At 58.6% G+C, this 22,940-nt stretch carries 23 protein-coding genes; 10 read left to right on the top strand and 13 right to left on the bottom strand.

All coding sequences use genetic code 11. The features are described from left to right. The first annotated feature begins 6 nt into the window (after nucleotides 1–6). The 3 genes from ACFC5L_RS16935 to ACFC5L_RS16925 are packed head-to-tail and all read left to right on the top strand — an operon-like array spanning nucleotide 7 to nucleotide 1,932. Entirely contained in the window at nucleotides 7–894 is an 888-nt protein-coding gene (locus ACFC5L_RS16935; protein WP_375203877.1) for a YicC/YloC family endoribonuclease, read from the top strand. A gap of 9 nt (nucleotides 895–903) precedes the next feature. After that, nucleotides 904–1,548: a guanylate kinase gene (gene gmk / locus ACFC5L_RS16930; RefSeq protein ID WP_375203876.1), complete on the top strand. Its 645-nt coding sequence runs from the start codon at nucleotides 904–906 to the stop codon at nucleotides 1,546–1,548. A gap of 39 nt (nucleotides 1,549–1,587) precedes the next feature. Beyond that, nucleotides 1,588–1,932: a hypothetical protein gene (locus ACFC5L_RS16925; RefSeq protein ID WP_375203875.1), complete on the top strand. Its 345-nt coding sequence runs from the start codon at nucleotides 1,588–1,590 to the stop codon at nucleotides 1,930–1,932. 203 nt (nucleotides 1,933–2,135) lie between these two features. Here the strand turns inward: ACFC5L_RS16925 and ACFC5L_RS16920 are convergent, their stop codons facing one another. The 4 genes from ACFC5L_RS16920 to carB all read right to left on the bottom strand — a co-directional run bounded on the left by ACFC5L_RS16920 (nucleotide 2,136) and on the right by carB (nucleotide 7,444). Beyond that, entirely contained in the window at nucleotides 2,136–2,612 is a 477-nt protein-coding gene (locus ACFC5L_RS16920) for a nuclear transport factor 2 family protein (RefSeq protein ID WP_375203874.1), read from the bottom strand. 21 nt (nucleotides 2,613–2,633) lie between these two features. After that, nucleotides 2,634–3,254: a DUF1579 family protein gene (locus ACFC5L_RS16915; RefSeq protein ID WP_375203873.1), complete on the bottom strand. Its 621-nt coding sequence runs from the start codon at nucleotides 3,252–3,254 to the stop codon at nucleotides 2,634–2,636. Between the two features lie 201 nt (nucleotides 3,255–3,455). Further along, on the bottom strand, nucleotides 3,456–3,929 hold the full coding sequence (greA, locus tag ACFC5L_RS16910) for a transcription elongation factor GreA (RefSeq protein WP_375203872.1): 474 nt from the start codon (nucleotides 3,927–3,929) through the stop codon (nucleotides 3,456–3,458). A 209-nt stretch (nucleotides 3,930–4,138) separates the two neighbouring features. Next, the gene (gene carB, locus ACFC5L_RS16905; protein ID WP_375203871.1) at nucleotides 4,139–7,444 is read right to left on the bottom strand and encodes a carbamoyl-phosphate synthase large subunit; all 3,306 of its coding nucleotides are present in this window, start codon (nucleotides 7,442–7,444) and stop codon (nucleotides 4,139–4,141) included. Nucleotides 7,445–7,681: 237 nt separating this feature from the next. Between carB and ACFC5L_RS16900 the strand changes: the two genes are divergently transcribed. The 4 genes from ACFC5L_RS16900 to ACFC5L_RS16885 all read left to right on the top strand — a co-directional run bounded on the left by ACFC5L_RS16900 (nucleotide 7,682) and on the right by ACFC5L_RS16885 (nucleotide 10,041). Further along, entirely contained in the window at nucleotides 7,682–8,005 is a 324-nt protein-coding gene (locus ACFC5L_RS16900; protein WP_375203870.1) for an ArsR/SmtB family transcription factor, read from the top strand. Next, entirely contained in the window at nucleotides 8,002–8,424 is a 423-nt protein-coding gene (locus ACFC5L_RS16895; protein WP_375203869.1) for an SRPBCC family protein, read from the top strand. Before ACFC5L_RS16900 ends, ACFC5L_RS16895 begins: the two co-directional genes overlap by 4 nt. A gap of 97 nt (nucleotides 8,425–8,521) precedes the next feature. Then, a complete protein-coding gene (locus ACFC5L_RS16890; RefSeq protein WP_375203868.1) occupies nucleotides 8,522–9,520 on the top strand; it encodes a Vgb family protein in 999 nt (332 codons plus the stop codon). 5 nt (nucleotides 9,521–9,525) lie between these two features. Then, nucleotides 9,526–10,041 (top strand): choice-of-anchor V domain-containing protein, encoded by a 516-nt coding sequence (locus ACFC5L_RS16885; protein ID WP_375203867.1) that lies wholly within the window; start codon nucleotides 9,526–9,528, stop codon nucleotides 10,039–10,041. A 153-nt stretch (nucleotides 10,042–10,194) separates the two neighbouring features. Here ACFC5L_RS16885 and ACFC5L_RS16880 read toward each other — a convergent pair whose 3' ends face one another. From ACFC5L_RS16880 to carA, 5 genes are all read right to left on the bottom strand, one after another. After that, complete coding sequence (locus ACFC5L_RS16880) at nucleotides 10,195–10,926, bottom strand: MBL fold metallo-hydrolase (protein ID WP_375203866.1); 732 nt, start codon at nucleotides 10,924–10,926, stop codon at nucleotides 10,195–10,197. A 38-nt stretch (nucleotides 10,927–10,964) separates the two neighbouring features. Next, complete coding sequence (locus ACFC5L_RS16875) at nucleotides 10,965–11,384, bottom strand: PaaI family thioesterase (protein WP_375203865.1); 420 nt, start codon at nucleotides 11,382–11,384, stop codon at nucleotides 10,965–10,967. A 49-nt stretch (nucleotides 11,385–11,433) separates the two neighbouring features. After that, on the bottom strand, nucleotides 11,434–11,682 hold the full coding sequence (locus tag ACFC5L_RS16870) for a hypothetical protein (protein WP_375203864.1): 249 nt from the start codon (nucleotides 11,680–11,682) through the stop codon (nucleotides 11,434–11,436). A 6-nt stretch (nucleotides 11,683–11,688) separates the two neighbouring features. Next, nucleotides 11,689–12,168, bottom strand: coding sequence for a hemerythrin domain-containing protein (locus ACFC5L_RS16865; protein ID WP_375203863.1), 480 nt, complete (start codon nucleotides 12,166–12,168; stop codon nucleotides 11,689–11,691). A gap of 64 nt (nucleotides 12,169–12,232) precedes the next feature. Next, nucleotides 12,233–13,399, bottom strand: coding sequence for a glutamine-hydrolyzing carbamoyl-phosphate synthase small subunit (gene carA / locus ACFC5L_RS16860; protein WP_375204071.1), 1,167 nt, complete (start codon nucleotides 13,397–13,399; stop codon nucleotides 12,233–12,235). Between the two features lie 249 nt (nucleotides 13,400–13,648). On the opposite strand from carA, the gene ACFC5L_RS16855 reads away from it, so the two are divergent. Beyond that, nucleotides 13,649–14,116 carry a GatB/YqeY domain-containing protein gene (locus tag ACFC5L_RS16855; protein ID WP_375203862.1) on the top strand — a complete coding sequence of 156 codons (468 nt, stop codon included), beginning with the start codon at nucleotides 13,649–13,651 and terminating at the stop codon, nucleotides 14,114–14,116. Here the strand turns inward: ACFC5L_RS16855 and ACFC5L_RS16850 are convergent. The 3 genes from ACFC5L_RS16850 to ACFC5L_RS16840 form a co-directional block, all read right to left on the bottom strand. Beyond that, a complete protein-coding gene (locus ACFC5L_RS16850) occupies nucleotides 14,113–16,647 on the bottom strand; it encodes an HWE histidine kinase domain-containing protein (RefSeq protein ID WP_375203861.1) in 2,535 nt (844 codons plus the stop codon). The genes ACFC5L_RS16855 and ACFC5L_RS16850 overlap by 4 nt on opposite strands. After that, nucleotides 16,640–17,227, bottom strand: coding sequence for a biliverdin-producing heme oxygenase (locus tag ACFC5L_RS16845; protein ID WP_375203860.1), 588 nt, complete (start codon nucleotides 17,225–17,227; stop codon nucleotides 16,640–16,642). The genes ACFC5L_RS16850 and ACFC5L_RS16845 overlap by 8 nt, the downstream gene beginning before the upstream one ends. A gap of 93 nt (nucleotides 17,228–17,320) precedes the next feature. Beyond that, a complete protein-coding gene (locus tag ACFC5L_RS16840) occupies nucleotides 17,321–18,178 on the bottom strand; it encodes a LytR/AlgR family response regulator transcription factor (protein WP_375203859.1) in 858 nt (285 codons plus the stop codon). A gap of 208 nt (nucleotides 18,179–18,386) precedes the next feature. Here ACFC5L_RS16840 and ACFC5L_RS16835 point away from each other — a divergent pair, with 208 nt between their 5' ends. Next, nucleotides 18,387–19,556, top strand: a complete 1,170-nt coding sequence (locus tag ACFC5L_RS16835) for an acyltransferase family protein (protein ID WP_375203858.1) — start codon at nucleotides 18,387–18,389, stop codon at nucleotides 19,554–19,556. Between the two features lie 154 nt (nucleotides 19,557–19,710). Next, nucleotides 19,711–20,895: an FAD-dependent oxidoreductase gene (locus tag ACFC5L_RS16830; RefSeq protein WP_375203857.1), complete on the top strand. Its 1,185-nt coding sequence runs from the start codon at nucleotides 19,711–19,713 to the stop codon at nucleotides 20,893–20,895. A 25-nt stretch (nucleotides 20,896–20,920) separates the two neighbouring features. Here ACFC5L_RS16830 and typA read toward each other — a convergent pair whose 3' ends face one another. Then, the gene (typA, locus tag ACFC5L_RS16825; RefSeq protein WP_375203856.1) at nucleotides 20,921–22,759 is read right to left on the bottom strand and encodes a translational GTPase TypA; all 1,839 of its coding nucleotides are present in this window, start codon (nucleotides 22,757–22,759) and stop codon (nucleotides 20,921–20,923) included. Between the last annotated feature and the right edge of the window lie 181 nt (nucleotides 22,760–22,940).

The raw sequence follows: 22,940 nt of genomic DNA, 5'->3' as shown, positions 1-22,940 counted from the left end.
TCGTTAGTGGTTGGCAATATTTCTTCCATGACCGGCTTCGCCCGGATCGAAGGCGCATATGACGGCTGGCGTTACATCTGGGAAGTGCGTTCGGTCAACGGCCGCGGTCTTGAATGGCGCGCCCGTCTGCCCGCCGGCTTCGATGCGCTTGATCCGGAGATGCGCAAGCTCGCAAAACAAAAACTGGCGCGCGGCACGCTCAATATCGGCCTGACCCTGAACAAGGACGGACAGGACGCCGGATATACGATCAATGAGGCGATGCTCGACAATGTTGTCGCCATGATCGATAAAATCCGCCTGCGGATTGATTGCGCGCCGCCGCAGGCGGAAGGATTGCTGGCGCTGAGGGGCGTCATCGAGCAGGCCGAAGATGAAATGAGCGTAGAGACGCGCGAAGCCTTGTCGGCCGCGCTCCTCAAATCCTTTGCCGAAGCGCTGGACGGCCTCGCCGCCGCCCGCCGCAAGGAAGGCGTCGCCATGGGCGAGGTGCTCGCGGGGCATTTCGACACGATCGAGAAATTGACCGGCGCGGCCGCCGCCAACGCCGACGCCATGCCGGGCGCCATTCGTGACCGCATCGCCGCGCAGTTGAAGGAATTGCTGGACGGCGCTGTCCCTGAGGATCGCCTTGCGCAGGAGGCCTCGCTCCTCGCCATCAAGGCCGATGTGCGCGAGGAGCTCGACCGGCTGTCCTCCCATGTGGGCGCCGGCCGCGCGCTTCTCGCGAAATCAGGTCCCGTGGGTCGCGATCTCGACTTTCTGACGCAGGAGCTCAATCGCGAGGCGAATACGCTCTGCTCCAAGGCGCAGGATATGGAGTTGAAGCGTATCGGCCTTGACCTCAAGCGCGTGATCGATCAGGTCCGGGAGCAGGTTCAGAATATCGAATAGGGAAGACCAATGATCGGCGGCGATCTTAAAGTGGCCCGCAGGGGCCTGATGTTCATCCTGTCGAGCCCGTCGGGCGCCGGCAAGACGACGCTGGCCGAGCGGCTCCTCACCAAGGACGGGGAGATGGTCTTGTCGATCTCGGCCACAACCCGTCCGCGCCGCCCCGGGGAAGCCCACGGCAAGGATTATTTCTTCGTCTCCGAAGACGAATTCAAACGCATGCGCGACAATGGCGAGTTCATGGAATGGGCGAATGTCTTCGGCCACTATTACGGCACGCCGCGCTCACTCGTCGAGGACACGCTTCGTCAGGGCAAGGACGTTCTGTTCGATATTGACTGGCAGGGTGCGCAACAACTGGATGAGGTTGCGGGCGAGGATGTCGTGAAGGTCTTCATCCTTCCGCCGTCACGCGAAGAGCTTGAGCGCCGCTTGCGCCAGCGCGCCCAGGACCCTGAAGAGGTCGTGCAAAAACGCATGGCGAAAGCCGACGCCGAAATGTCTCACTGGGCCGAATATGACTACGTCATCGTCAATTACGATTTGAACGAGTCGGAAGAGTTACTGCGCTCAATCCTCTTCGCCGAACGCCTGAAACGCCGCCGCCAGGTCGGCCTCGCCGCCATCGTCAAGGAGATGATCGGCGAGGGGTAAAAAGCATATTCAGTGTGATTAAGTTGATAGAATATGAGAATGGACACGCTCTATCGAATGATCAAGGTTTTGTGGCCGCATACAATATCGGTCACTGACGGCGTGATATACGATCAGAAGCGGGGCCTATTCCCCACATTATCCAATATTTGGGAGAAGATTGAGATATCAGTGCCGTATTCGGACCATTGGCGACAACTTGGTGTTTTTGCGTTTTTCCAAGCGCTTCACGAAGAAGCAATTCGCGCTCGTTCTATGGGCCGTGTCGAGATTAAATCTAGCGAGATCGGTGTTGCTAGGTTTGACTATTATCTCAGACGCAGCCTTGAAAGCGAAGACTGGCGACTTGAGAGGCGCATATACGAAAAATCAAATGCTATTTAGTGATAAATCTATGTGAGTTACATGCTATAAAACGCGCCTCTCATTCGAAAAGCGCGTTTCCATTAGCGCAAAATTATCGGCGCGCAGCGCTTAGTTGAACACGACTTTCGCGATTTCATAGGACCGGGCGCCGCCGGGCGCTGAGCCGCCGCCAAGTTGGTCTCGCCGCCACCGTCAAGGAGATGATCGGCGAGGGGTAGGCGCTATTCTTCGCTTTCTTCGTCTGGGGGCGTAAACGCGACGGTCGTCGCTCTGATTTTCCACTGACCATCGACTTTGATCAGATAGTCCGTACCGGCATAATAAACAGTGCGCGGAGAGCCGTCCGGATTGCGTAACTCTTCAACCGCATTGAAGCGCGCGAAGGCCGTATTCCCGTAGACGGTGATGTCAGCGAACTGCGCAGTGTAAGAAATGACTTTGGCGCCTTGGCCGATAAAGTTGCGCACGCTTTCCATATGTTCGGGCTTTTTCCGAACCGAAGGCTGTCCGGCGAACCAGACTGTCCACTCTTCATGAAACTTGTCATCCCAGTCCTCGAAATTGGTCTCGATATTCATCGGGCCGTTTTCAAGGAGCTCGGCAATCGCCTGTTGTTCCGGCGTCCATTTTTGCTGTTCCTGCGCCAGCGAGGGGGAGAAAAATAGTATCGTTGCAGCCAACAGGGCGAGAATGCGCATGGTTTTGCGGCCTTTTTGAAGTTATTGGACGGGCGTATATTTCATTTCGAAATAGGGCAGCCATGTTGCGCCGCCGTCCGAAGTCATCAAGACATCGAAAGTCTTCACTGGTGAGTTGAGCGACCACTGCAGCATGAAATGCAGCCGTCCGCCGTCGTCGCCAAAAGGAAAGTAGGTGTCTGCGCGGAGATTGGTGACAGAGAGAACGCCCTTATCGTTGAAACGGCCTTCATAAATATCCAACAGGCCGAATGTGTCGTCCAAAACGCTGACACGATAGAGTTGCCGATAGGGATCATAGCTAAAAGTGGTGAGCAAAGTGACGGGCTCTTCCATGCCCATATCGACTTTTACTTTTTCCTCCAGGCCAAAGCCGTTCAGGATATAGTCGATCTTTGCAGTATTTTCCTGAAGCGGTATTTCGCCATCCTGCGTGTAGCGGACGCCTCCAGCCGTATATTCCCCGACAAGGGGCGCTAGCCGCTGCATGGCGGCTTTATGAAGATCTTCGGGCGACTCTTCAGAAAATGCCGGAGCAGCGAAAAATGCGCATAGGGACAGACCAAAGACGAATACAGCTCGGCGCAAGCGAAATGCGGCTGATAGAAATGCGGCTGATAGAAATGACATGAAATCCCCCATCTCGGTTCAGAACGATCTGGTCTGGTCATACTGGCCCAGACCCATCCGGGGGAGCATGGATTCCATCAGCTAGACGCGAAAACGGGGCAACTGATCTCAAATCAAGGCAGGCGCCGGGAGATTGTTCTTCCGACATGAAAAAACGCGCCTCTCTTGCGAAAGGCGCGTTTTCAGTAACTCAAAATTCTTGGCGAGCAGCGCTTACTTGAACACCACTTTCGCGATTTCATAGGACCGCGCGCCGCCGGGGGCCGCGACTTCGACGCTGGCGCCTTGCTCCTTGCCGATCAGGGCGCGGGCGATGGGCGAAGAAACGGAGATGCGGCGTTGTTTCACGTCAGCTTCAAGGTCGCCGACGATCTGCCAGATCTTTTCTTCCTCGGTGTCCTCGTCGATGAGCGTGACGATGGCGCCGAACTTGACGCTATTGCCGTCGAGTTTCGACACGTCGATCACTTCGGCGCGGGTGTATTTGTCTTCCAGATCGAGGATCTGGGATTCAATCCAGCCCTGTCGCTCTTTCGCGGCGTGATATTCGGCGTTCTCGGAGAGGTCGCCATGGGCGCGGGCTTCCGCGATCGCCTGGATCACGGCCGGGCGTTCTTCATTCTTCAGTTTTTTCAGGTCGGCTTCGAGCTTTTGATAGCCGCCGAGGGTCATTGGAAATTTTTCCATCGCTGGCCCCTTTCTCTCCTCAAATGGGGCGAACCCGGATTGGCTCGCCTGACCGGTCCTCTTGACCGTAAAACGAAAAAAATAGCGCGGCCGGGCGGTTTCGCCGGGCCGTCGCTCATTTTCGGACCGGTTATTTAAGCTCGCTATGCGGGAAATTCAAGGGGATTCTGGTTGAAATCCGCGTAACTTGTTGAAATTTAATAGATTTTCTATATCGCCGCGAAGTAGGCCTGAAGCGGCGCAACCTCCAGGCTGCCGGTCCGCATGGCCTCAATGGCGCGGACCGCAGCCCGGGCGCCGGCGGCCGTGGTGATGCAGGGGATCTTCTGGGCGAGGGCTGTGGTCCGGATGGAGCGCGAATCCTTCACCGACTGCGCGCCTTCGGTGGTGTTGAAGACGAGATGGACTTCGCCGTTTTTAAGGGCGTCGACGATATGCGGGCGGCCTTCAAGCACCTTGTTGACCTTGGCGACGTCTAACCCTTGCGCTTTCAGGTAATCCGCCGTGCCGCCGGTGGCGATAATGGTGAATCCCATATCGAGGAGCTTGCGCGACGCGTTCACCATCTGCGCCTTGTCTGAGTCTTTCAACGAAACGAACACGCAGCCCTTCATGGGGATGCGCGCGCCGGCGGCGATCAGGCTTTTCGCCCGCGCCTTGTCGAAATTGACGTCGATGCCCATGACTTCGCCGGTGGAGCGCATTTCAGGGCCCAGCACCGTATCGACGCCCGGAAAACGGGAAAACGGAAAGACGACTTCCTTCACCGCCACATGGGTGAATTCCGGCCATTTGAGATCGAGGTCCTTGATCTTTGCGCCCGCCATCACTTTTGCGGCGATGCGCGCCACGGGAAGGCCGACGGCTTTCGCAACGAACGGCACCGTGCGCGAGGCGCGCGGGTTCACTTCGAGCAGATAGATGACGTCATCCTTGATGGCGTATTGCACGTTCATCAGGCCGACAACGCCAAGCTCCAGCGCCATGCGCGTGGTCTGTTCTTTCAACGCCTCGATCATGGCGTCGGAGAGTGTGTAGGGCGGGAGCGAGCAGGCGCTGTCGCCGGAATGGATGCCCGCTTCCTCGATATGCTCCATCACGCCGGCGATGAAGACACCCTCACCGTCGCAAATGGCGTCGACATCGACCTCGACCGCGTTTTGCAGATAATGGTCGAGCAGCAGCGGTTCGTCTTCGTTGATTTCGATCTGGGCTGTGGCGAGGTAATGGGCGAGCCCGGCCTTGTCGCGCACGATCTCCATGGCGCGCCCGCCAAGGACGTAAGAAGGACGCGTCACCAGCGGATAGCCGACTTCTTCGGCGGCTTCGGCGGCCGCCTCGCGGCTCGGGGCCGTGGCGTTTTTCGGCTGCACCATCCCGAGTTTTTGAACGAGTTTCTGGAAACGCTCGCGGTCTTCGGCGAGGTCGATAGCGTCATAAGGCGTGCCGAGAATGGGAACGCCTTCATCTTCAAGGATGCCGGCGAGTTTCAGGGGCGTCTGTCCGCCATATTGCACGATGACGCCGAGAAGGTCGCCTTTCTCGCGTTCTTTTGCGACAATCTCAAGGACGTCTTCGGCGGTCAGGGGTTCGAAATAAAGACGGTCTGACGTGTCGTAATCGGTGGAGACGGTTTCCGGGTTGCAGTTCACCATGACCGACTCGACGCCGATATCGGCGAGCGCAAACGCGGCGTGACAGCAGCAATAATCGAACTCGATGCCCTGACCGATGCGGTTCGGGCCGCCGCCGAGAATGATGACTTTCTTCCGGTCAGACGGACTGGCTTCGCAAGCTGGCGCGCCGGCGAAAGACGGTTCGTAGGCGGAATACATATAAGGCGTTTTGGCGGCGAATTCCGCGGCGCAAGTGTCGATGCGTTTGAAGACGGGATGGACCTTGCGCGTGCGCCGGTGGTCGCGCACTTCTTTTTCTGTTCCCTCGCACAATTGCGCGAGGCGCTTGTCGGAAAAGCCCATGGCTTTGAGCGTGCGAAGCGCCTCGGCGTCATCGGGCAGGCCTTCGCGCTCAATCTGGCGTTCGGCGGCGACGATTTCTGCGATTTGCTCCAGAAACCACGGATCATACTGAGTGATGGAGCGAATCTGCTCCAGCGGTAGTTCATGGCGGAACGCCTGCGCCGTGACGCGCAACCGGTCCGGCGTTGGCGCCGCCAGCGCCGCGCGAAATGCGTTGGCGTCATCGCCTTCGCCAAGACCCGGGATCTCGATGGGATCGAGACCACAGAGACCGGTTTCGAGCGAGCGCAAGGCCTTTTGCATGGATTCCGCGAAAGACCGGCCGATAGCCATGGCCTCGCCAACGGATTTCATGGCGGTCGACAGCGTTGCTTCCGCGCCCGGGAACTTTTCGAAGGCGAAACGCGGAATTTTCGTGACGACATAATCAATGGTCGGCTCGAAGGCCGCCGGCGTCGCGCCGGTGATGTCATTGTCGAGTTCGTCGAGCGTGTAGCCGACGGCGAGCTTCGCCGCGACGCGCGCAATCGGGAAGCCGGTGGCTTTCGACGCCAGCGCCGAGGAGCGCGAGACGCGCGGGTTCATTTCAATGACGACGAGGCGGCCATTGTCCGGATTCACAGCGAACTGGACATTCGATCCGCCGGTCTCAACGCCGATCTCGCGCATCACGGCAATCGAGGCGTTGCGCATGATCTGAAATTCTTTGTCGGTGAGGGTCAGCGCCGGCGCCACGGTAATCGAATCGCCCGTGTGAACGCCCATGGGATCGACGTTTTCAATGGAGCAGACGATGATGCAGTTGTCCGCCTTGTCGCGCACAACCTCCATCTCGAATTCTTTCCAGCCAAGCAGGCTTTCATCGATCAGCACCTGGCCCACAGGCGAGGCTTCAATGCCGGTGCGGACGTAGTGTTCGAATTCTTCGCGGTTATAGGCGACGCCGCCGCCCGTGCCGCCAAGCGTGAAGGCGGGACGAATAATCGCGGGCAACCCGATTTCGTCGAGATATTTCATCGCATTGGCGACGCCCGAGGCGCGGTCATAGCTGATGGTTTTGCCTTGATCGTTTTTAACCGCCGGAGATGCGGCGATGGCCGAGCGCGGATTTTCGAGCCCGATCTTTTCCATCGCGACGCGGAATTTTTCGCGGTCTTCGGCTTTCTCGATGACGTCCGCGCGCGCGCCGATCATCTCCACATTGTATTTTTCGAGAATGCCCGCCTGTTCCAGGTCGAGTGCGCAGTTGAGGGCTGTTTGACCGCCCATGGTGGGAAGCAAGGCGTCAGGGCGCTCCTTGGCGATCACTTTTTCCACGAATTCCGGCGTGATGGGCTCCACATAAGTGGCGTCGGCAAGCTCCGGGTCGGTCATGATCGTCGCCGGGTTCGAATTGACGAGGATGACCCGGTAGCCTTCCTCTTTCAGCGCTTTGACCGCCTGCACCCCGGAATAGTCGAACTCGCAAGCCTGGCCGATGACGATAGGGCCGGCGCCGATGATGAGGATGGAGGAAAGGTCTGTGCGTTTCGGCATTACGTACTCGCGCGCAACCCCGCACATGCGAGCAAAACCGGGGCGGCCGCTCGCGCGCGGGAATCTGTGGAATCAATTGTCGGTTAAAGCGCTCTCTTAGGGGAAGCAGTCGCGAAGCGAAAGGGGCAGAGGGAAAGAGTTTTCAAGTTCTTCAGCAGCTTTTTTAGGCGCGCTTGACATAACACCAAAAGGTTTCATATAAAGCGAAACCATAAGGTTTTATTTTGAGGCCGAAAAATGCTCGCTTCCGATCCCGCCCAGCCCGTTTTCCGTGCGCTTGCCGACCCGACCCGCCGGGCGATCATTTCCATGCTGTCTGACGGGCCGCGCCCCATCGCCGATATCGCCTCTGAGTTCGACATGACGCGCCCCGCCATCGCGAAACATCTCGCTATCTTGAAGGAGGGCGGGGTGATTTCGGTCGAGACAAAGGGCCGGGAACGCATCAACCGCCTCAACCCCCAAGCGCTCAAGACCGCCGCTGATTGGCTCAATGTCTTCGACCGCTTCTGGGATGACCGCCTCGCCAAACTCAAAACCGTCGTGGAGAAATCAACATGAGCACTATGAAAATCGTCAAAACCCTTTTCCTGAAAGCGCCGCCGGAGCATGTCTGGAAATTTCTGACCGAGGCTGACCAGCTTGCGCTGTGGTTCCATGAAGGCGCTAGCGATCTTGAGGAGGGCGGCGATTACAGCCTTCTCACCAACACTTACGGCAAGGAAGGTGAAAAGCTTTGCTGGGGAAAAGTGCTGGAAATGAAAAAGCCGGAACGCCTCGTGCACAGCTTTACGCACAATTATCTGCAAGGGGTGGAAACCACCTGCACCTGGACCCTTGAGGCCGTAAACGGCGGGACAATTCTGACACTCGTCCATGAGGGGTGGGAGAAGGTCGAGGAAAACGCCTTCAACATGGCCGCCGATCACGACAAAGGCTGGGACGAGCATTTCAGCCGTCTTCGCCGGGTGGCGAACTAGGCAAACTAACGAAAGTTTTATGTCCCTGCCGGCCTTCCCGGGCGCGGCGCATGCTATGAATGCGTCATAAATCGCCGGGGGAGGCTGGGAGGTTCAAATGAAGCTTTTCAAAGCTGCCGCGGCGCTATGCTTTTGCATTTGCCCTGCTGTCGCTGCGGAAACAGTCGACATCCGCGAGTGGAAAGTCCCTTATGAGAGTTCGCGCCCGCGTGATCCGTATGCGGAAAGTACGAGTTCCGTATGGTTCGTTGGCCAGCGAACCGGTTATCTCGCCAATCTCAACACGGAAACGGGCGAGATCTACAAGGTCGATCTGAAAGAAGGGTCGGGCCCGCATAATCTCATTGTCGGGTCGGACGGCGTCGTTTGGTATGCCGGCAACCGCAATGCGCTGATCGGGCGTTTCGATCCGAAGACGAAAGAGATCGAGGAAATCGCCATGCCGGATGCGGCGGCGCGCGACCCGCATACGCTCATCTTCGACGAAGGCGAAAAAAATATCTGGTTTACGGTGCAGGGCGGCAATTTCATCGGCCGCCTCAATATCGAAAGCCGTGATGTGGCTTTAATTCCCTCGAAAACCGAACGCTCGCGCCCTTATGGAATCAAGATCGCGCCTGACGGATCTATCTGGGCCGATCTCTTCGGGACCAACAAGCTTGCGCATGTTGATCCTGAAACGCTTGAACTCACGGAAATTGAATTGCCGCGTCAGGAAGCGCGCCCGCGCCGGGTGGAAGTCACAGCCGATGGCCGCGTCTGGTACGGCGATTACGCAAAAGGCATGCTTGGCGTTTATAACCCGAAAACAAAAAAGTTTAAGGAATGGGCGATGCCGCAAGGCGAGGGCGCACGTCCCTATGGCATGGCGACCGACGGCCAGGGCCGGATATGGATGGTCGCCACCGGCGTCGAGCCCAATGTCTTTACTGGATTTGATCCGGAAACGGAGGAATTTTTCTCTGAAACGAATGTACCCTCGGGCGGCGGCAGTATTCGCCATATGCATTATTACGCGCCAACCGGGGCTGTCTGGTTCGGCGCGGACACAAATTATGTGGGCCGCGCCATCGTCGACCCGCCGGTGACGGATTAGACGCCATGAAAACGCTTTTCAGCATGACGGCCGCGGCTGGCGTTTTGGCGGGGGCGGCGTTCGCCTATCCCGAAGGCGCGCCCTGGGGCGCTGACGATCTCAATGGCGCACAAAGTTGCGTCACCTGTCATTTTGACTTCGAAGCGGAAGAAAATTCCACCTTCGTGTCGCTTGATGGTCTGCCGGAGACGGTTGAGCCCGACGAAACCTATAAGCTGACGCTTCATTTCGCGCCGAGCGGCGCCGAGATCGCCGGTTTTCTGTTGAGCGCCAGCGCCGGCGTTTTTCATCACGCCAAAAAAGGAACGGAAGCGAACGAACAGGATGTGCGTTCAACAGCGCCGCTTCCGGCGAAAGAGGGCGTCAGCTGGACAGTGACCTGGACCGCGCCGGAAGACGTGGATGATGACGCCGACAGCGAGATTATTTTTTACGCCGCCGTCAACGGCGCCAATAACGACATGTCGTCTTTTGGCGACCGGGTTTATTTCAGGACGTTTGTTGTACAGTTAAGCGACTGAGCCTGAATTTAGTAATGTCATCCCGGAAAATGCTGAAAGCATTTATCCGGGATCTCGTGACTAACATTCATATTGCTGGAGATCCCGGCTCTCAGCCCGGAGTAAATCCGGTCTTCGGCCGGGATGACATTTAATAAACCGATACGGATCGTTTTACTGCCAGCGCTTTGACAGTTTCTGATCCATCTCATTCGCCGGCTTGGTCGCTGCGCCGCCATAGCCTGTGACGCTGTCCGCGACGAAGGGATTGTTCTGGCGTTCGCGGTTAAAGGTGGAGGCGGGGCCGTGCCCCGGCACGAATTGCACGTCGCCAAGCGGCCACAGTTTCTGCGTAATGGAATTGATCAGCGTTTCATGATCTCCACGGGGAAAATCCGTCCGGCCGATGGAGCCTGCGAAAAGAACGTCGCCCACAAAAGCGATATTGGCGTCCTGATTGTAGAGCACCACATGGCCGGGCGTGTGGCCGGGCGTTGTGACGACATGAAATTTCAGCCCCTCAAGCTCGACTTCATCGCCGTCATCGAGCCATTTGTCCGGTGTGCAATTCTCGCCCATGCCGGGATGGCCGTATTTGGCCCAATGATCGGCGATCTCGTCGAGCCAGAAGGTGTCTTCCTTGTGGGGACCGATAATCGGCGCGCCTGTAGCGCGTTTCACCGCCATGGCGCCGCCCGCATGGTCGAGATGACCATGGGTGATCCAGATCTGTTCAATCTCGGCGTCGAAGTCTTTCGCCGCCTGGAGAATTTTCTCCGGCTCGCCGCCGGGATCGACAACCGCCGCCTTGCCGTTTGGCGCGCGGATAATCGAGCAGTTCTGCTGAAACGGCGTCACGGGCACGATGCGGACGGTGAAGGGCGGCGCTGGTTGGGACTGGCTCATAGTCCATACCTAAGCGCGCCAGGGCGGGGTTGCCAAGGCTAAAGCGAAATCGATTTGAGGGTGACAAGCGCTGTCGCCACCATTTCGCGCTTGTCGCCGGTTTCCGCCCACACATCGGAGCGGATGACCCCGATGGAGCGGCCGCGGGAAAGCGCCGTCGCCTCGGCGACCAGCATGTCGCCTTGTGCGGGCTTCATGAAATTGATCTTGAGTTCGATGCTGAGGCACGCCTTGCCTTCGGGCAGAACAGACGCGTAACACGCGCCGGCGGCGTGATCGGCGAGACCCGTGACCACGCCTGCATGAACATAGCCCATGAATTGAACGAGCGATTCTTTGGGCGCCATCTCCAGCGCCACGAAACCTTCCCGGAAGTCGCGAACGTGAAAGCCGGATTCCTTGGTGAAGCCGCGGCCGGTGGTGAGCTTTTCAAAGGTGTCTTTAAGATCGCTGCGCATGGGCGAACGCTAGCGGGCTCGCCGCGCCTGCGCCAGCCTCTTGTGCAGTCTATGATCCGGCGGGCTTTTCCCGGATCAGGTAGCGGTAGACGCCGAGAAGATTGATGCCCGTCAAAGCGAGATTGGTGACCAGAAGCCCGTGATCATTCTCCATCGCCGCAAATGCAATCCACAAAAGCGACGAGATCGTGAAAATGACAAAGGCGATTCCGGTCGCCTTCTGGCTGATATGGGCGGCGATCGTACTGGCGGCGACGATGGTGAGCAGCGTCGCCGTCCACTGGATGAGCGCATTCACGAGAGGTTACGCCGCCTGTATTTCGTCTTCATCTAAGGGCATGATCGCCGCAAGGACGATTTTCTTGCGCGCATCGAAGCGTTCGCCCATGAGATCCGCCTGTTCTTTTGACAACAGCTTGCGCGCTTTCGGGAAGAAGTCTTCTTCTTCCTCGTCCATGTGATGTTCAATCAATTCAGAAAGCGCGCCAAATTTGACGCCCCACTCGTCGCTGGTGACGGGAAAGGTGTCGAGTTCTTCGAGAAGCCCATTGGCGACGTGATGTTCGTTGAGCGCCTCATAGGAGTCCTTGCTCATCTTGGTGTCGTCGCGCAGGAAAGAATAGAACACGGCTTCCTCGACCTTGTGGTGGGCCCACATGTCGAGCTTGAACTTGGTGAACAGTTCCAGCCGCGTTTTTTCCGCCCGCGCGGTTGTATCCTTCAGCTTGTCCATGACGTCGCGGGCGTCGTCATGGTCTTTCTTGATGCGGTCGTAAATATTCACGGTGTCCTCCAACCTTTGTTCGGGCAGGAAACACCGGGAAAGCCGCTTGGTTCCGCGGAGGGCGTCAGGCCGCCTGTTTCAGGCCGTCGAGGAACCGCCTGAAAATATAAAAGCTGTCCTCCGGGCCGGGGGAGGCTTCGGGGTGATACTGCACCGAAAAGGCCGGGGCGTCTTTCAGCGCGATGCCGGTGTTGGTGCCGTCGAACAGGGAAATATGCGTTTCCTCCACATTGGCGGGGAGGTTGTCGCCGTCGACGGTGAAGCCGTGATTCATGGAAACGATTTCGACCTTGCCCGTGGAAAGGTCTTTCACCGGGTGGTTCGCGCCGTGATGGCCCTGAGGCATTTTCTTGGTCTTGGCGCCGGCGGCAAGCGCCAGCATCTGGTGGCCGAGGCAGATGCCGAGGATGGGCACTTGCGCCTCGATCAGCTTACGGATCACCGGCACGGAATAAGCACCCGTCGCCGCCGGATCGCCCGGACCGTTGGAAAGGACCACGCCGGCGGGGTTCTTTTCCATGATGTCTTCGAAGCTCGCCTTCGCCGGAACGACGGTGACGCGGCACCCCTCGCTGGCAAGGCGGCGCAGAATATTTCGTTTCACGCCATAATCGATGACGACGATATGCGGGCCGGAGCCGTCATGGGCGAGATAGCCCTTGTTCCATTCCCATCCCTTTTCATCGGATGTGTAGCCTTGCGCCGGGCTCACATCCTTGGCGAGGTCGCGGCCTTCAAGCCCCGCCCAGTCGGCGGCGCGCTTTTGCAGATCCTCAAGGTCGAAGCGGCCCGAGGGCGAGTGGGCGATGACGCCATGGGGCATGCCGAGCTCGCGGATGCGCGCGGTGAGGGCGCGGGTGTCGACGCCGGCGATGCCGATAATGCCGCGGCGGCGCATCCAGGCGGAAAGGTCGAGCTGCGCGCGGTAGTTTGACGGGCTTGTCGCCAGGGCCCGGAAGATCGCGCCGCGCGCCGCGGTCGCCGACGTCGGGGAGGCGTTTTCAACATCCTCGGCGTTAACGCCCACATTCCCGATATGGGGAAAGGTGAAGGTGATGATCTGGCCTGCATAGGACGGATCGGTCAGGATTTCCTGATAGCCGGTCATGGCCGTGTTGAAGCAGACCTCGCCCACGGCCTCACCCACGGCCCCGAGACCCTGTCCGTAAATCACTGTTCCGTCAGCCAGAACCAGGGCGGCGGTGGGACGGTCGGCGGAAGCTTGACTAATTTTCATCTATAATTATCTCTTCGCGGCCTTGTTGCATTGCAAGATTGCGCGATGGCGCTGGCGATTAGCGGCTCTGTCTCGCAGGAAAGCTGGCCCGCGCGCAAATTGCGCCGGAAGCTAGGCGAAGGGACCACCAGGGTCAATAACGGATAAGCCAAGGATTATCCTGATAAAACAATCTCTTATGGCGGAGATCAAAAAGGCGGCGCGGATTTTGAATCCACTGGCGCGCCTGTAATGGAGAATCAGATGCTCAGAGAGCAAATCGACACGAGCTTAAAGACGGCTATGAAAGCCGGGGACGCCAAGCTTCGCGTCGCGACCCTGCGGCTCATCAACGCCGCCATCAAGGACCGCGACATCGCCGCCCGCGCGGAAGACCGCTGCGACGGCGCCACAGAAGAAGAGATCCTCGCCATCCTCACCAAGATGGTGAAACAGCGCGAAGAAAGCGCCGCCGCCTTTGAAAATGGCGGACGTCCGGACCTGGCCGAAAAAGAGCGCAGTGAAATCGAGGTCATCCGCGAGTTCCTGCCGCGTCAGCTTTCCGACGACGAAATTCAGTCCGCCGTCACTGATGTGATCAAGGAATATGACGCATCCGGATTGAAAGACATGGGCAAATGCATGGGCGCTCTGAAAGAGCGCTATAGCGGCGCTATGGATTTCGGCCGCGCCGGCAAGCTTATGAAAGAAAAGCTGACCTCGGCCGCCTAAAGCTTGCTCAACGCTTCCGCGATCGATTCGGCGTTGTAAGGCTTCGACGCGACCGGGGCGTCAGGATAGCCGTCAGCGGCGAGCGTGTCTTCGCCATAGCCGGTCGTGAAAATGAAAGGAACGCCTTTTTCGACAAGCTTCCTGGCGATGTCCAGTCCGCTTTCATCTCCGAGATTGATGTCGAGAATGGCGTAGTCGAATTGATGATTATCTAGCGCGTCGAGCGCGGCTTTCACATTCGAGACGAGTTTGACGTCGTCGGCGCCAAGCTGCGTGAGAATGCTTTCCGCCTCCATTGCGACGATCACATTATCTTCGATAATCAGAGCGCGGCCTTTCATGACATCTCCAAGCTTAGATTTTATCCGCCGCTGCAAAGGCTTGGACGAAGGTGAAGCGAAACAAGCGACGTAGTTTTCGGGGACGCTGAACGACGCTTTGACGCCATCCGGTTCGTAAATGATGCTCGCGTCGCCTTTGAGGTCGTAAGGCACCGAGCGTTCAATGATGGTCGAGCCGAAGCCGCGCCGGGTCGGCTTCTTGACCTTTGGTCCGTTCCGCTCCCGCCAGTTGATGGCGAGGCCGCCGCTCTTTTCCTCGAGCGCAACCAGCACTTCGCCCTTACGGTCTGAAAGCGCGCCGTGCTTTGCGGAATTGGTGATGAGTTCATGGAAAACGAGCGCCATGGTGGTGAACGCTTCCGGGTGAAGCATGGCGTCCGGGCCGGAGAGGCGCACGCGCATTTTCTTTTCGCTGAGATAGGCCGCCGCCTCGGTCTCGATGAGTTTGTAGACCGAGGCGGGGCTCCAGTTCTCTTTCGTAATTTGATCGTGCGCCATTGCGAGGGATTCAATCCGGGCGCCGACAATATCGGCGAACGCTTCAACCGAGGCGGTCTGACCGCGTGACTGATTCACAAGTCCCTTGATCAGGTTCAAAATGTTGCGCACCCGATGATTAAGCTCGGCGATCAGGAATGTTTGTTGCTGTTCTGCCTTTTCGCGATCCTGGCGCGCGGCCTCGGTAAGCCTCAGCACCACTTCAAGAAGAGTGATGCGCATGGCGTCCGCCGCGTCGAGTTCGCTTTCTGTCCAGGGCATGCTTTGTCCCCGGACTTCTTCGCGCCAGAGCTCAAAACTTTTACGCGGTGTCAGGCGTGCGCCATTTGGACCGAGTTCGGCCGGTTTGGCCGGGTCGCCGGCCCAGTTCACCATACGGACGAGTTCTTTGCGGAATAAAATGATGTAATCGCGCGGTTCCCGCGAGACAGGCAGCGCGAGCACGCCGGAAGCCGTGGCGGCGTATTCGCGCGCGGGCTCATACGCCTCGCCAAGACGGTCGGTGGAGAAGACGCGGGCAGGCGCTGCGGTGTTCAAAAACCGGGCGAGTTTGCAAAAATCCTCGCGCGGCGGTGTTTCCCCTATGGTTGTAGTATCGTCGCCAATCACAGCGGCCGCGCCATCGTGGGAAATCACCTGCTGAAAGTGCCGGCTCACATCCTTGAAATTATTGGCGAGCGATGTTTCGCCCGCAAATTGCTGCATGAGCGTTGTGTGAATGGCGCGCGCCTTCTGGCTATGCGCGCGCTGGAGGTCGGCGGTGCGCTGCGCCAGAACAGCAGAGAAAAGTTCGCCAAAAAGTTCGGCGCCTGTGCGCACATTCTGCGGCAGCACTTTTGCTGACATATGATGGCAGGCGAACAGCCCCCAGAGTTTTCCGTCCTGCAGGATCGATATGGACAGGGATGCGCCGACGCCGATATTTTTCAGATATTCGATATGGATCGGCGAAACAGACCGCAGAAGGCTGAGGGAAAGGTCCAGCGGTTCGCCTTCGGGACTGAGCGCTGGCGATATTGGAACAGGCGACGCGTTGACGTCGGAAATGATGCGCAGCAGATTGCGGCGGTAAAGCTCGCGCGCCTGTTTGGGAATGTCTGACGCCGGATAATTCAGGCCAAGATAGGATTCGAGATCGTCACGCCGGCTTTCCGCGATCACGGCGCCATGTCCGTCCGGGTTAAAGCGGTAGACCATGACGCGGTCGAATTGCAGATAGTCCCGCAGTTCGTCCGCCGCCGCTGCGCTGGCGCTTTCGATCGTATCGCAGGATTTGATAGCGTCGGCCATGCTGCGGATTTGCGCAATACGATGACTGGCGCTTTCATCCGCCGGTTCGGCCTCAATGATGATGCTGTCGCCGGACCGGTGCACGGCGACGTCGTATTCGCCGGCCTTATCTGACAACCTTGCCGACCGGACGCACTGGATGCTGTCAGCGGTTTTTAAATTGTGAAGGCTGTTGCGAAGCTGAAGGATTGCGGCCTCGGTGAAGATTTCGGGCAGCCGCCCGCCGATCACCTCTTCGGGTTCGACGCCGAGAAAATCGGAAAGATTTTGCGAGGCGTGTTTGACGATCCAGTCCGGCGTCACCGCCAGAAGGAATCCAAATTGCTGAATCGCGCCAAGCTGATGAATGGGCTCGCGATCACAATTTGTGAGGTCGACCTGAAACTGGTTCTGATCAGACATCGGATGCGAGGGGCGTGGCGGCTGTGCAGGCCGTTTCGAAAAGGGCGAAGGCTTCAAGGGCTCCTTTTAAGATGAGATCCCGGTCGAGTGCGCCGTCTGCCAGGGCATTGAGACGGCCGCAAAAGGTTCGCCAGTCACCGAAGAGATTATCATGGTTGAGATAAGCGCTTGAAAAGCGGTTGTCGGGCCATTCATCGCGCCATTGCCGCGCGATCACTTTGGCGCCGAGACGCGATCCGGCGAGCGTGTATGCGGCGCCGGCGCATTCTGCGGCCGTTAAAAACCCGTCAGGGGGATGCGGCGTTGGCGTCTTCAGGCCCAGCGCCTGCAAGTCGCGATTTAATAAAGCGGTGACGAGGGCCGGGCTGAAATCCGGTGCAAAAGGCAGGGTCGGCTGCATGCGGATGCGAAAACACAGAGCCGGCGCAGACAAGGCATGCGCCGCAAGCAATGTTGCATAGCCTTGTGCGCCTTCCTGCAGAAGCGCGCCAAAGGTCGCGTCCGCACGATCATGGGCGGTCCGTGTTTTTGAGCGCAGCCAGTCCCGAAGAGACGCGTCACTCAACTCAACATCAATCATCAGTGGCTTAAAGCCCCCGCAAATAAATCTAGCCGTTTCCGGCTAAAGCGCGCCCAGCGCCTTGCAATCTGCGGAGGCTTGCGGGGGCTGTCCTTAACTTAGGTTAAGGTTGCCGCGATAACGGCGGCTGCCGGGGACGGTGGCGCCGTCTTTCATCTCAATTTTCAGGTCGCCTTCGCCCGTGGGTTCGATGCGGGATATGTAATCGGCATTCACAATCCAGGAGCGATGGACGCGCACGGCGTTCGCGCCCGCGTCACCCAACTGACGTTCGATCGAGGCGAGCGTCGCGCGGGCGAGGTGTTCAGCGCCCGGCGTTTTCACCTCAACGTAATTCGAAGCAGACTTCGCCCAGATCACATCGGACGCGTCGACAAAGATGGAACGCCCGCCGCATTTCAGGGTGAGGCGATGAGACTTCTTTGCATCCTCCCGGGCGGCGGCGAGTTCACGGCGTTTTTGTTCCAGCTCCCGGCCGAAGGTGATGGCAAAAAGCACAATGCCATAGGCCAGGACGCTCTTGCGGTATTCATAGATAAAATCGCGGGCCAGATTGTCGGTGAAAAAATAAGGCTCGCCGAAAAAGACCGGAACCAGCGCTTTTCGCAACAGGACGAACAGGCTGACATGAAGAATGACGACGCCAAGGCTTGCGGCAAGGTGAACGGGGATTACCTGCCGCCAGGAATGCTGGCCGGGCGTTGAGCGGGTCACCAGCCAGGCGATCAGCGGAAACATCGCCAGAAATGACAGGAAGCCGGTGATTTCGTAAAGGACGACCTTGCCGACGGGGAAAGCGCTGTTTGCGCGTTGAAGCTCGGTCGCGGCGGACAGGATCGTCACGGTCATCCCCGCGAAGATGAACGCCGCCGTCCACAGAAAGGTCGTGCGGTCCGCCCTCGCATCGCCTCGCCGCGCGTCAGTCAGTTGGGTGTTCGCTGGCTTCGTCATGGCGCTCTTTTTATGGCGCGCCGAGCGGGAACGGCAATGCGCCTGGCAGCCCGGCGTCGAGATTCGTCCCATTTCCGCCGCCGCTTGTCCCTTGGCGCTTGTTTTTCCGGCCATTTGTCACACCGCGCCGCCGGACGTGGCTTGTGTGTGGCGTCCGCCGTCTGGTCCTCGCAAACAGGTCGCCGACCTAGTCGGAAGGAGGCCTGTCATGGCGATCGCAGAAACATCAGGCGTTTTTGAAACCAGTCATACCCGCCGCTATGATCTTGACTGGCTGCGCATCATCGCCTTCGGCCTCCTGATTTTTTACCATGTAGGCATGTTCTACGTGCCTTGGGACTGGCATGTGAAAAGCGTTTATGCCGGGCCCGCCGCCGAGCCGCTGATGCTCATTGTGAACCCGTGGCGGCTGGCGCTGCTTTTCTTCATTTCCGGGGTCGCGGTGCGATTCGCCTCGGACAAGACGCCGGCAGCCCGTTTTGCCGCCTCGCGGCTTTACCGGCTCGGTCTGCCGATCCTTATGGGCATGATCGTCATCGTTGCGCCGCAAAGTTATTTCCAGCTGCGCCAGCCCGGCGCGATCGATCCCGGCTATCTCGCCTTCTGGGGTAATTACCTGAAGCTTGAGCAGCTTTATCCCATGATTACGCCCACATGGAATCATCTTTGGTATGTGGTCTATCTGCTCGTCTATATCCTCCTGATGGTGCCGTTTCTGCCGTTTCTTCGCCGGCTCGCCAACGGGCCGGGCGCTCAGGCCCTCAACGCTGTCGCCGGCGGCCCGGTTCGACTGCTTGTGTTTCTTGTCATTCCGTTTGTCATCTATGTGCTGGTCCTGTCATCCCGCTTCCCGACCACGCACGCTCTTGTTGATGACTGGGCGAACCATGCGCACCGCTTCACGATTTTCATGCTCGGTTATTTTGCGGCCAAGCATGACGGTTTCTGGCGAGCGGTGGATCGGGCGCTGCCGCTGGCGGCGGTCCTCGCCATCGGGCTCGCCGCCGCCCGGATTTACGCCCGCGCCTATCATCATGAGTTCTATGCAAGTTTGTTTGAGGGCGCCTCGGCGCCGGTCATGACCGCGGCGCTGACGCTCTATGCATGGAGTTCTATTGTTTTTCTTTTCGGTCTTGCCCAGCGCTTTTTAAACCGGCCGTCAAAAGCGCTCACCTATCTCACCGGCGCGGTGTTCTGTTATTATATCCTGCACCAAACGATTACAGTGATTGCCGGATATTATCTCACCCGGCTTGAGCTCGGCGTCTGGACTGAATTCATCTTTGTCGCGACGATTACAATTGGCGGATGTATCGCCGGTTATGAAATTCTTCGCCGTATTCCGCCGCTACGGCCCTGGTTTGGAATTAAACGCTAAGTATGCGGAACATTATACATGCCTGATACGTTATGCGATCACATAACGCTGCACATGTCGTAAAAATTACGCATTGTGAAACGAGTTTCACTATCGACAAAAATTGCGGATTGGGGTGTCTTGCTGTGCTTCGGGGAGAGAAAGCTGAGCGCCGATGAGAATCGCCATTGGGGGGGCGGGCATCGCGGGATTGGCCGCTGCCGCGTTTTTTGCGCGCGTAGGCCATAACGTTTTAGTTTACGACAAGGCGCCAAAACCGACGCCCGTTGGATCCGGGCTTATTATTCAGCCTACCGGGCAAGCCGCGCTGGCGGCGCTTGGAAGTCTGGATGATCTTGCAAAATGCGGCGCAAGGCTTGAGCGCCTTGACGGCCGGCTGGAATGCGGCCGCAAGGTGCTGGATGTGCGTTATGACGCACTCGGGCCGGATATCTTCGGCCTGTCGGTTCACCGGTCCGCATTGTTTGACTGTCTCCATGACGCTGCGCGCGAGGCTGGCGTTATTTTTTCTTATGGTCAGGAAGTTGTTGGCGCAGAGAGCGTTGGCGACTCCGTGCGCTTGCGGTTTGCGGACGGCGAAGTTTCGCCGTCGGCCGCACTTGTCGTCGATGCGCTCGGCCTGCGCACGCCCTTTGTTGAACGCGAAAATTGTTATCTCGACTACGGCGCACTCTGGGCGAATGTTCCGTTTCCATCCGTAGGCGGATTTTCAGAGCGCGCCCTGGCGCAGCGTTATCAGGGCGCAAGCATCTCCGCCGGCGTGATGCCGATCGGCGCCTTGCCCGATAGTGACGGGCCCATGGCGGCGTTTTTCTGGACCTTGCGTCCTCAAAACTATGAATCCTGGTTGATGACGCCGCTACCACGTTGGAAAGACCGCGTGTTGACGCTCTGGCCGGAAGCAGCGCCAGTGCTTGATCAGATATCGTCGCATGAAGACTTTATCCTCGCGCAATATGCCCATCACACGGCGCCGGCGCCGGTGAACGGCCGCATCGTGCATATCGGCGACGCCTGGCACGCAGCGAGCCCGCAATTGGGGCAGGGCGCCAATATGGCGCTCCTTGACGCGTGGGCGCTCTCACTGGCGCTGGAGCGGCACGAGACTGTTGAGGCGGCGCTCGCTGCATTTGCCAAAATGCGCGGGCGCCATGTGTGGCTGTATCAGACGATCAGCCGCCTCTTTACGCCGGTATATCAATCGGACTCGAAATTGCTGCCGGCCTTGCGCGACAAGCTCGCCGAGCCGCTGTCCGATTTCTGGTTCATGCCGAAACTGCTGGCGTCGATGGTGTCGGGAACGCTTGGCGAGCCATTGAAGGGGCTGAAGCCGAGTTAGCTGACATCTCTGAGCGGGAAGAGAATTAAGCCGTCTCTTTCGCCCGCTTTTTCCTTAAATGCGGCTTCAGCGCAATCTTCCGTAAGCGGATCGATTTCGGCGTCACTTCGACCAGCTCATCGTCGCCGATATAGGAAATCGCCTGCTCCAGCGACATGCGGCGCGGCGGCGTAAGTTTCACAGCCTCGTCCTTGCCGGCGGCGCGGATATTGGTGAGCTGTTTTGCTTTCAGGGGATTGACGTCGAGATCGTCCGGTTTGGCGTTCTCGCCGACGATCATGCCTTCATAAACGGCTTCACCCGGCGAGATGAACATGACGCCGCGTTCTTCGAGATTCCAGAGCGCATAAGGCACGGCCGTGCCGTCGCCATTGGAAATGAGAACGCCATTGCGGCGGCCTTCAATCGCGCCTTTGTGGGGCTGGTGCTCAAGATAGGATCGGTTCATGACGCCGGTACCGCGCGTGTCGGTGAGGAACTCGCCGTGATAGCCAATGAGCGCGCGCGACGGAGCGTGCAGGACAATTCGCGTCTTGCCGGCGCCCGCCGGTTTCATTTCGGAGAGTTCGGCTTTTTTCTGGGACAGCTTTTCAATGACGACGCCGGAATAATCGTCATCCACGTCAATCACGACTTCCTCAATAGGCTCAAGCACCTGGCCGTTGTCATCCATGCGCGTGACGACCCGCGGGCGCGAGACCGCAAGCTCGAACCCTTCGCGGCGCATGTTTTCAATCAGGACGCCAAGCTGTAACTCGCCGCGTCCGGCGACTTCAAAGGCGTCCTTGGCTTCGGTCTCGGTGACGGAGATGGCGACGTCGCCTTCGGCCTGCCGCATCAGCCGCTCGCGAATGACGCGGGACTGGACCTTGTCGCCTTCGCGGCCGGCAAGCGGTGAATCATTCGGGGCGATGGTGATGGAAAGCGTCGGCGGATCGATCGGCTGAGCGGGAAGGGGCTCGGTCGCGGTCAGATCGCAAAGCGTGTCGGAAACGGAAGCTTTCGAAAAGCCGGCGATGGCGATGATGTCGCCGGGATAGGCGTCCTCGACCGGCTGGCGTTTCAGGCCGCGGAAAGCGAGCACTTTTGTCACCCGCGCCTGTTCGACGGTTTTGCCGTCCCGCGACAGCGCCTTCATGGTGACGCCGGGTTTGGCCGTGCCGGAAACCACGCGGCCTGTCAGGATGCGGCCAAGATAGGGATCGGCTTCAAGCGTCGTCGCCAGCATGCGGAATGGCGCATCCGGTCCTTCGGCGATTTCAGGCGCCGGGACGTGGTCGACGACGGTTTCAAACAGCGCGTCGAGATTATTGCGCGGGCCCTCAAGCGTTTTATCGGCCCAGCCGTCGCGGCCGGCGGCGTAAAGAACCGGAAAGTCTAGCTGTTCGTCATTGGCGCCGAGAGCGGCGAAGAGATCGAAGGCGGCGTCGAGCGCTGCGTCCGGGTCGGCGCTTGGCCTGTCCACTTTGTTGAGGACGACAACAGGTTTCAGGCCTAGCGCCAGCGCCTTTGAGAGCACGAATTTGGTCTGGGGCATGGGGCCCTCGGCGGCGTCGATCAGGAGGAGGCAGCCATCGACCATGGAGAGAATGCGCTCCACCTCACCGCCGAAATCGGCGTGGCCCGGCGTGTCGACGATGTTGAGCCGGATCGGCTCGGAACCCTTCTCCCAGACGACGCTGGTGCATTTGGCGAGAATGGTGATCCCGCGCTCGCGCTCGATGTCGTTGGAATCCATGGCGCGCTCGGCCATTTCGGCGTTGTCGCGCACGGCGCCGGACTGGCGCAGCATTTCATCGACGAGCGTGGTTTTGCCATGGTCGACATGGGCGATGATGGCGATATTTCTCAGAGCCGGGGTCATGAATTTACAGCGTCCTTTGGATCCCGTGTGGCTTCACGCCGGAGAGCGGGGCTCTGATGGGATATTGCATTGCGGTATACGGGCGGTATTTGCCGGGCTCGTTGCGCGGTTTTTGCGGCTTTGGCAAGGGGGCGAGTGGGGAAAAGCCGTTAAGACAAATGCTAGGCGAGGCTCGCCGGGC

Source organism: Hyphococcus sp. (genome assembly GCF_041986965.1).
GTDB lineage: Bacteria > Pseudomonadota > Alphaproteobacteria > Caulobacterales > Parvularculaceae > Hyphococcus.
Note: the sequence above shows the minus strand (reverse complement) of the source record. Positions and strands in the feature narration are given on the sequence as shown.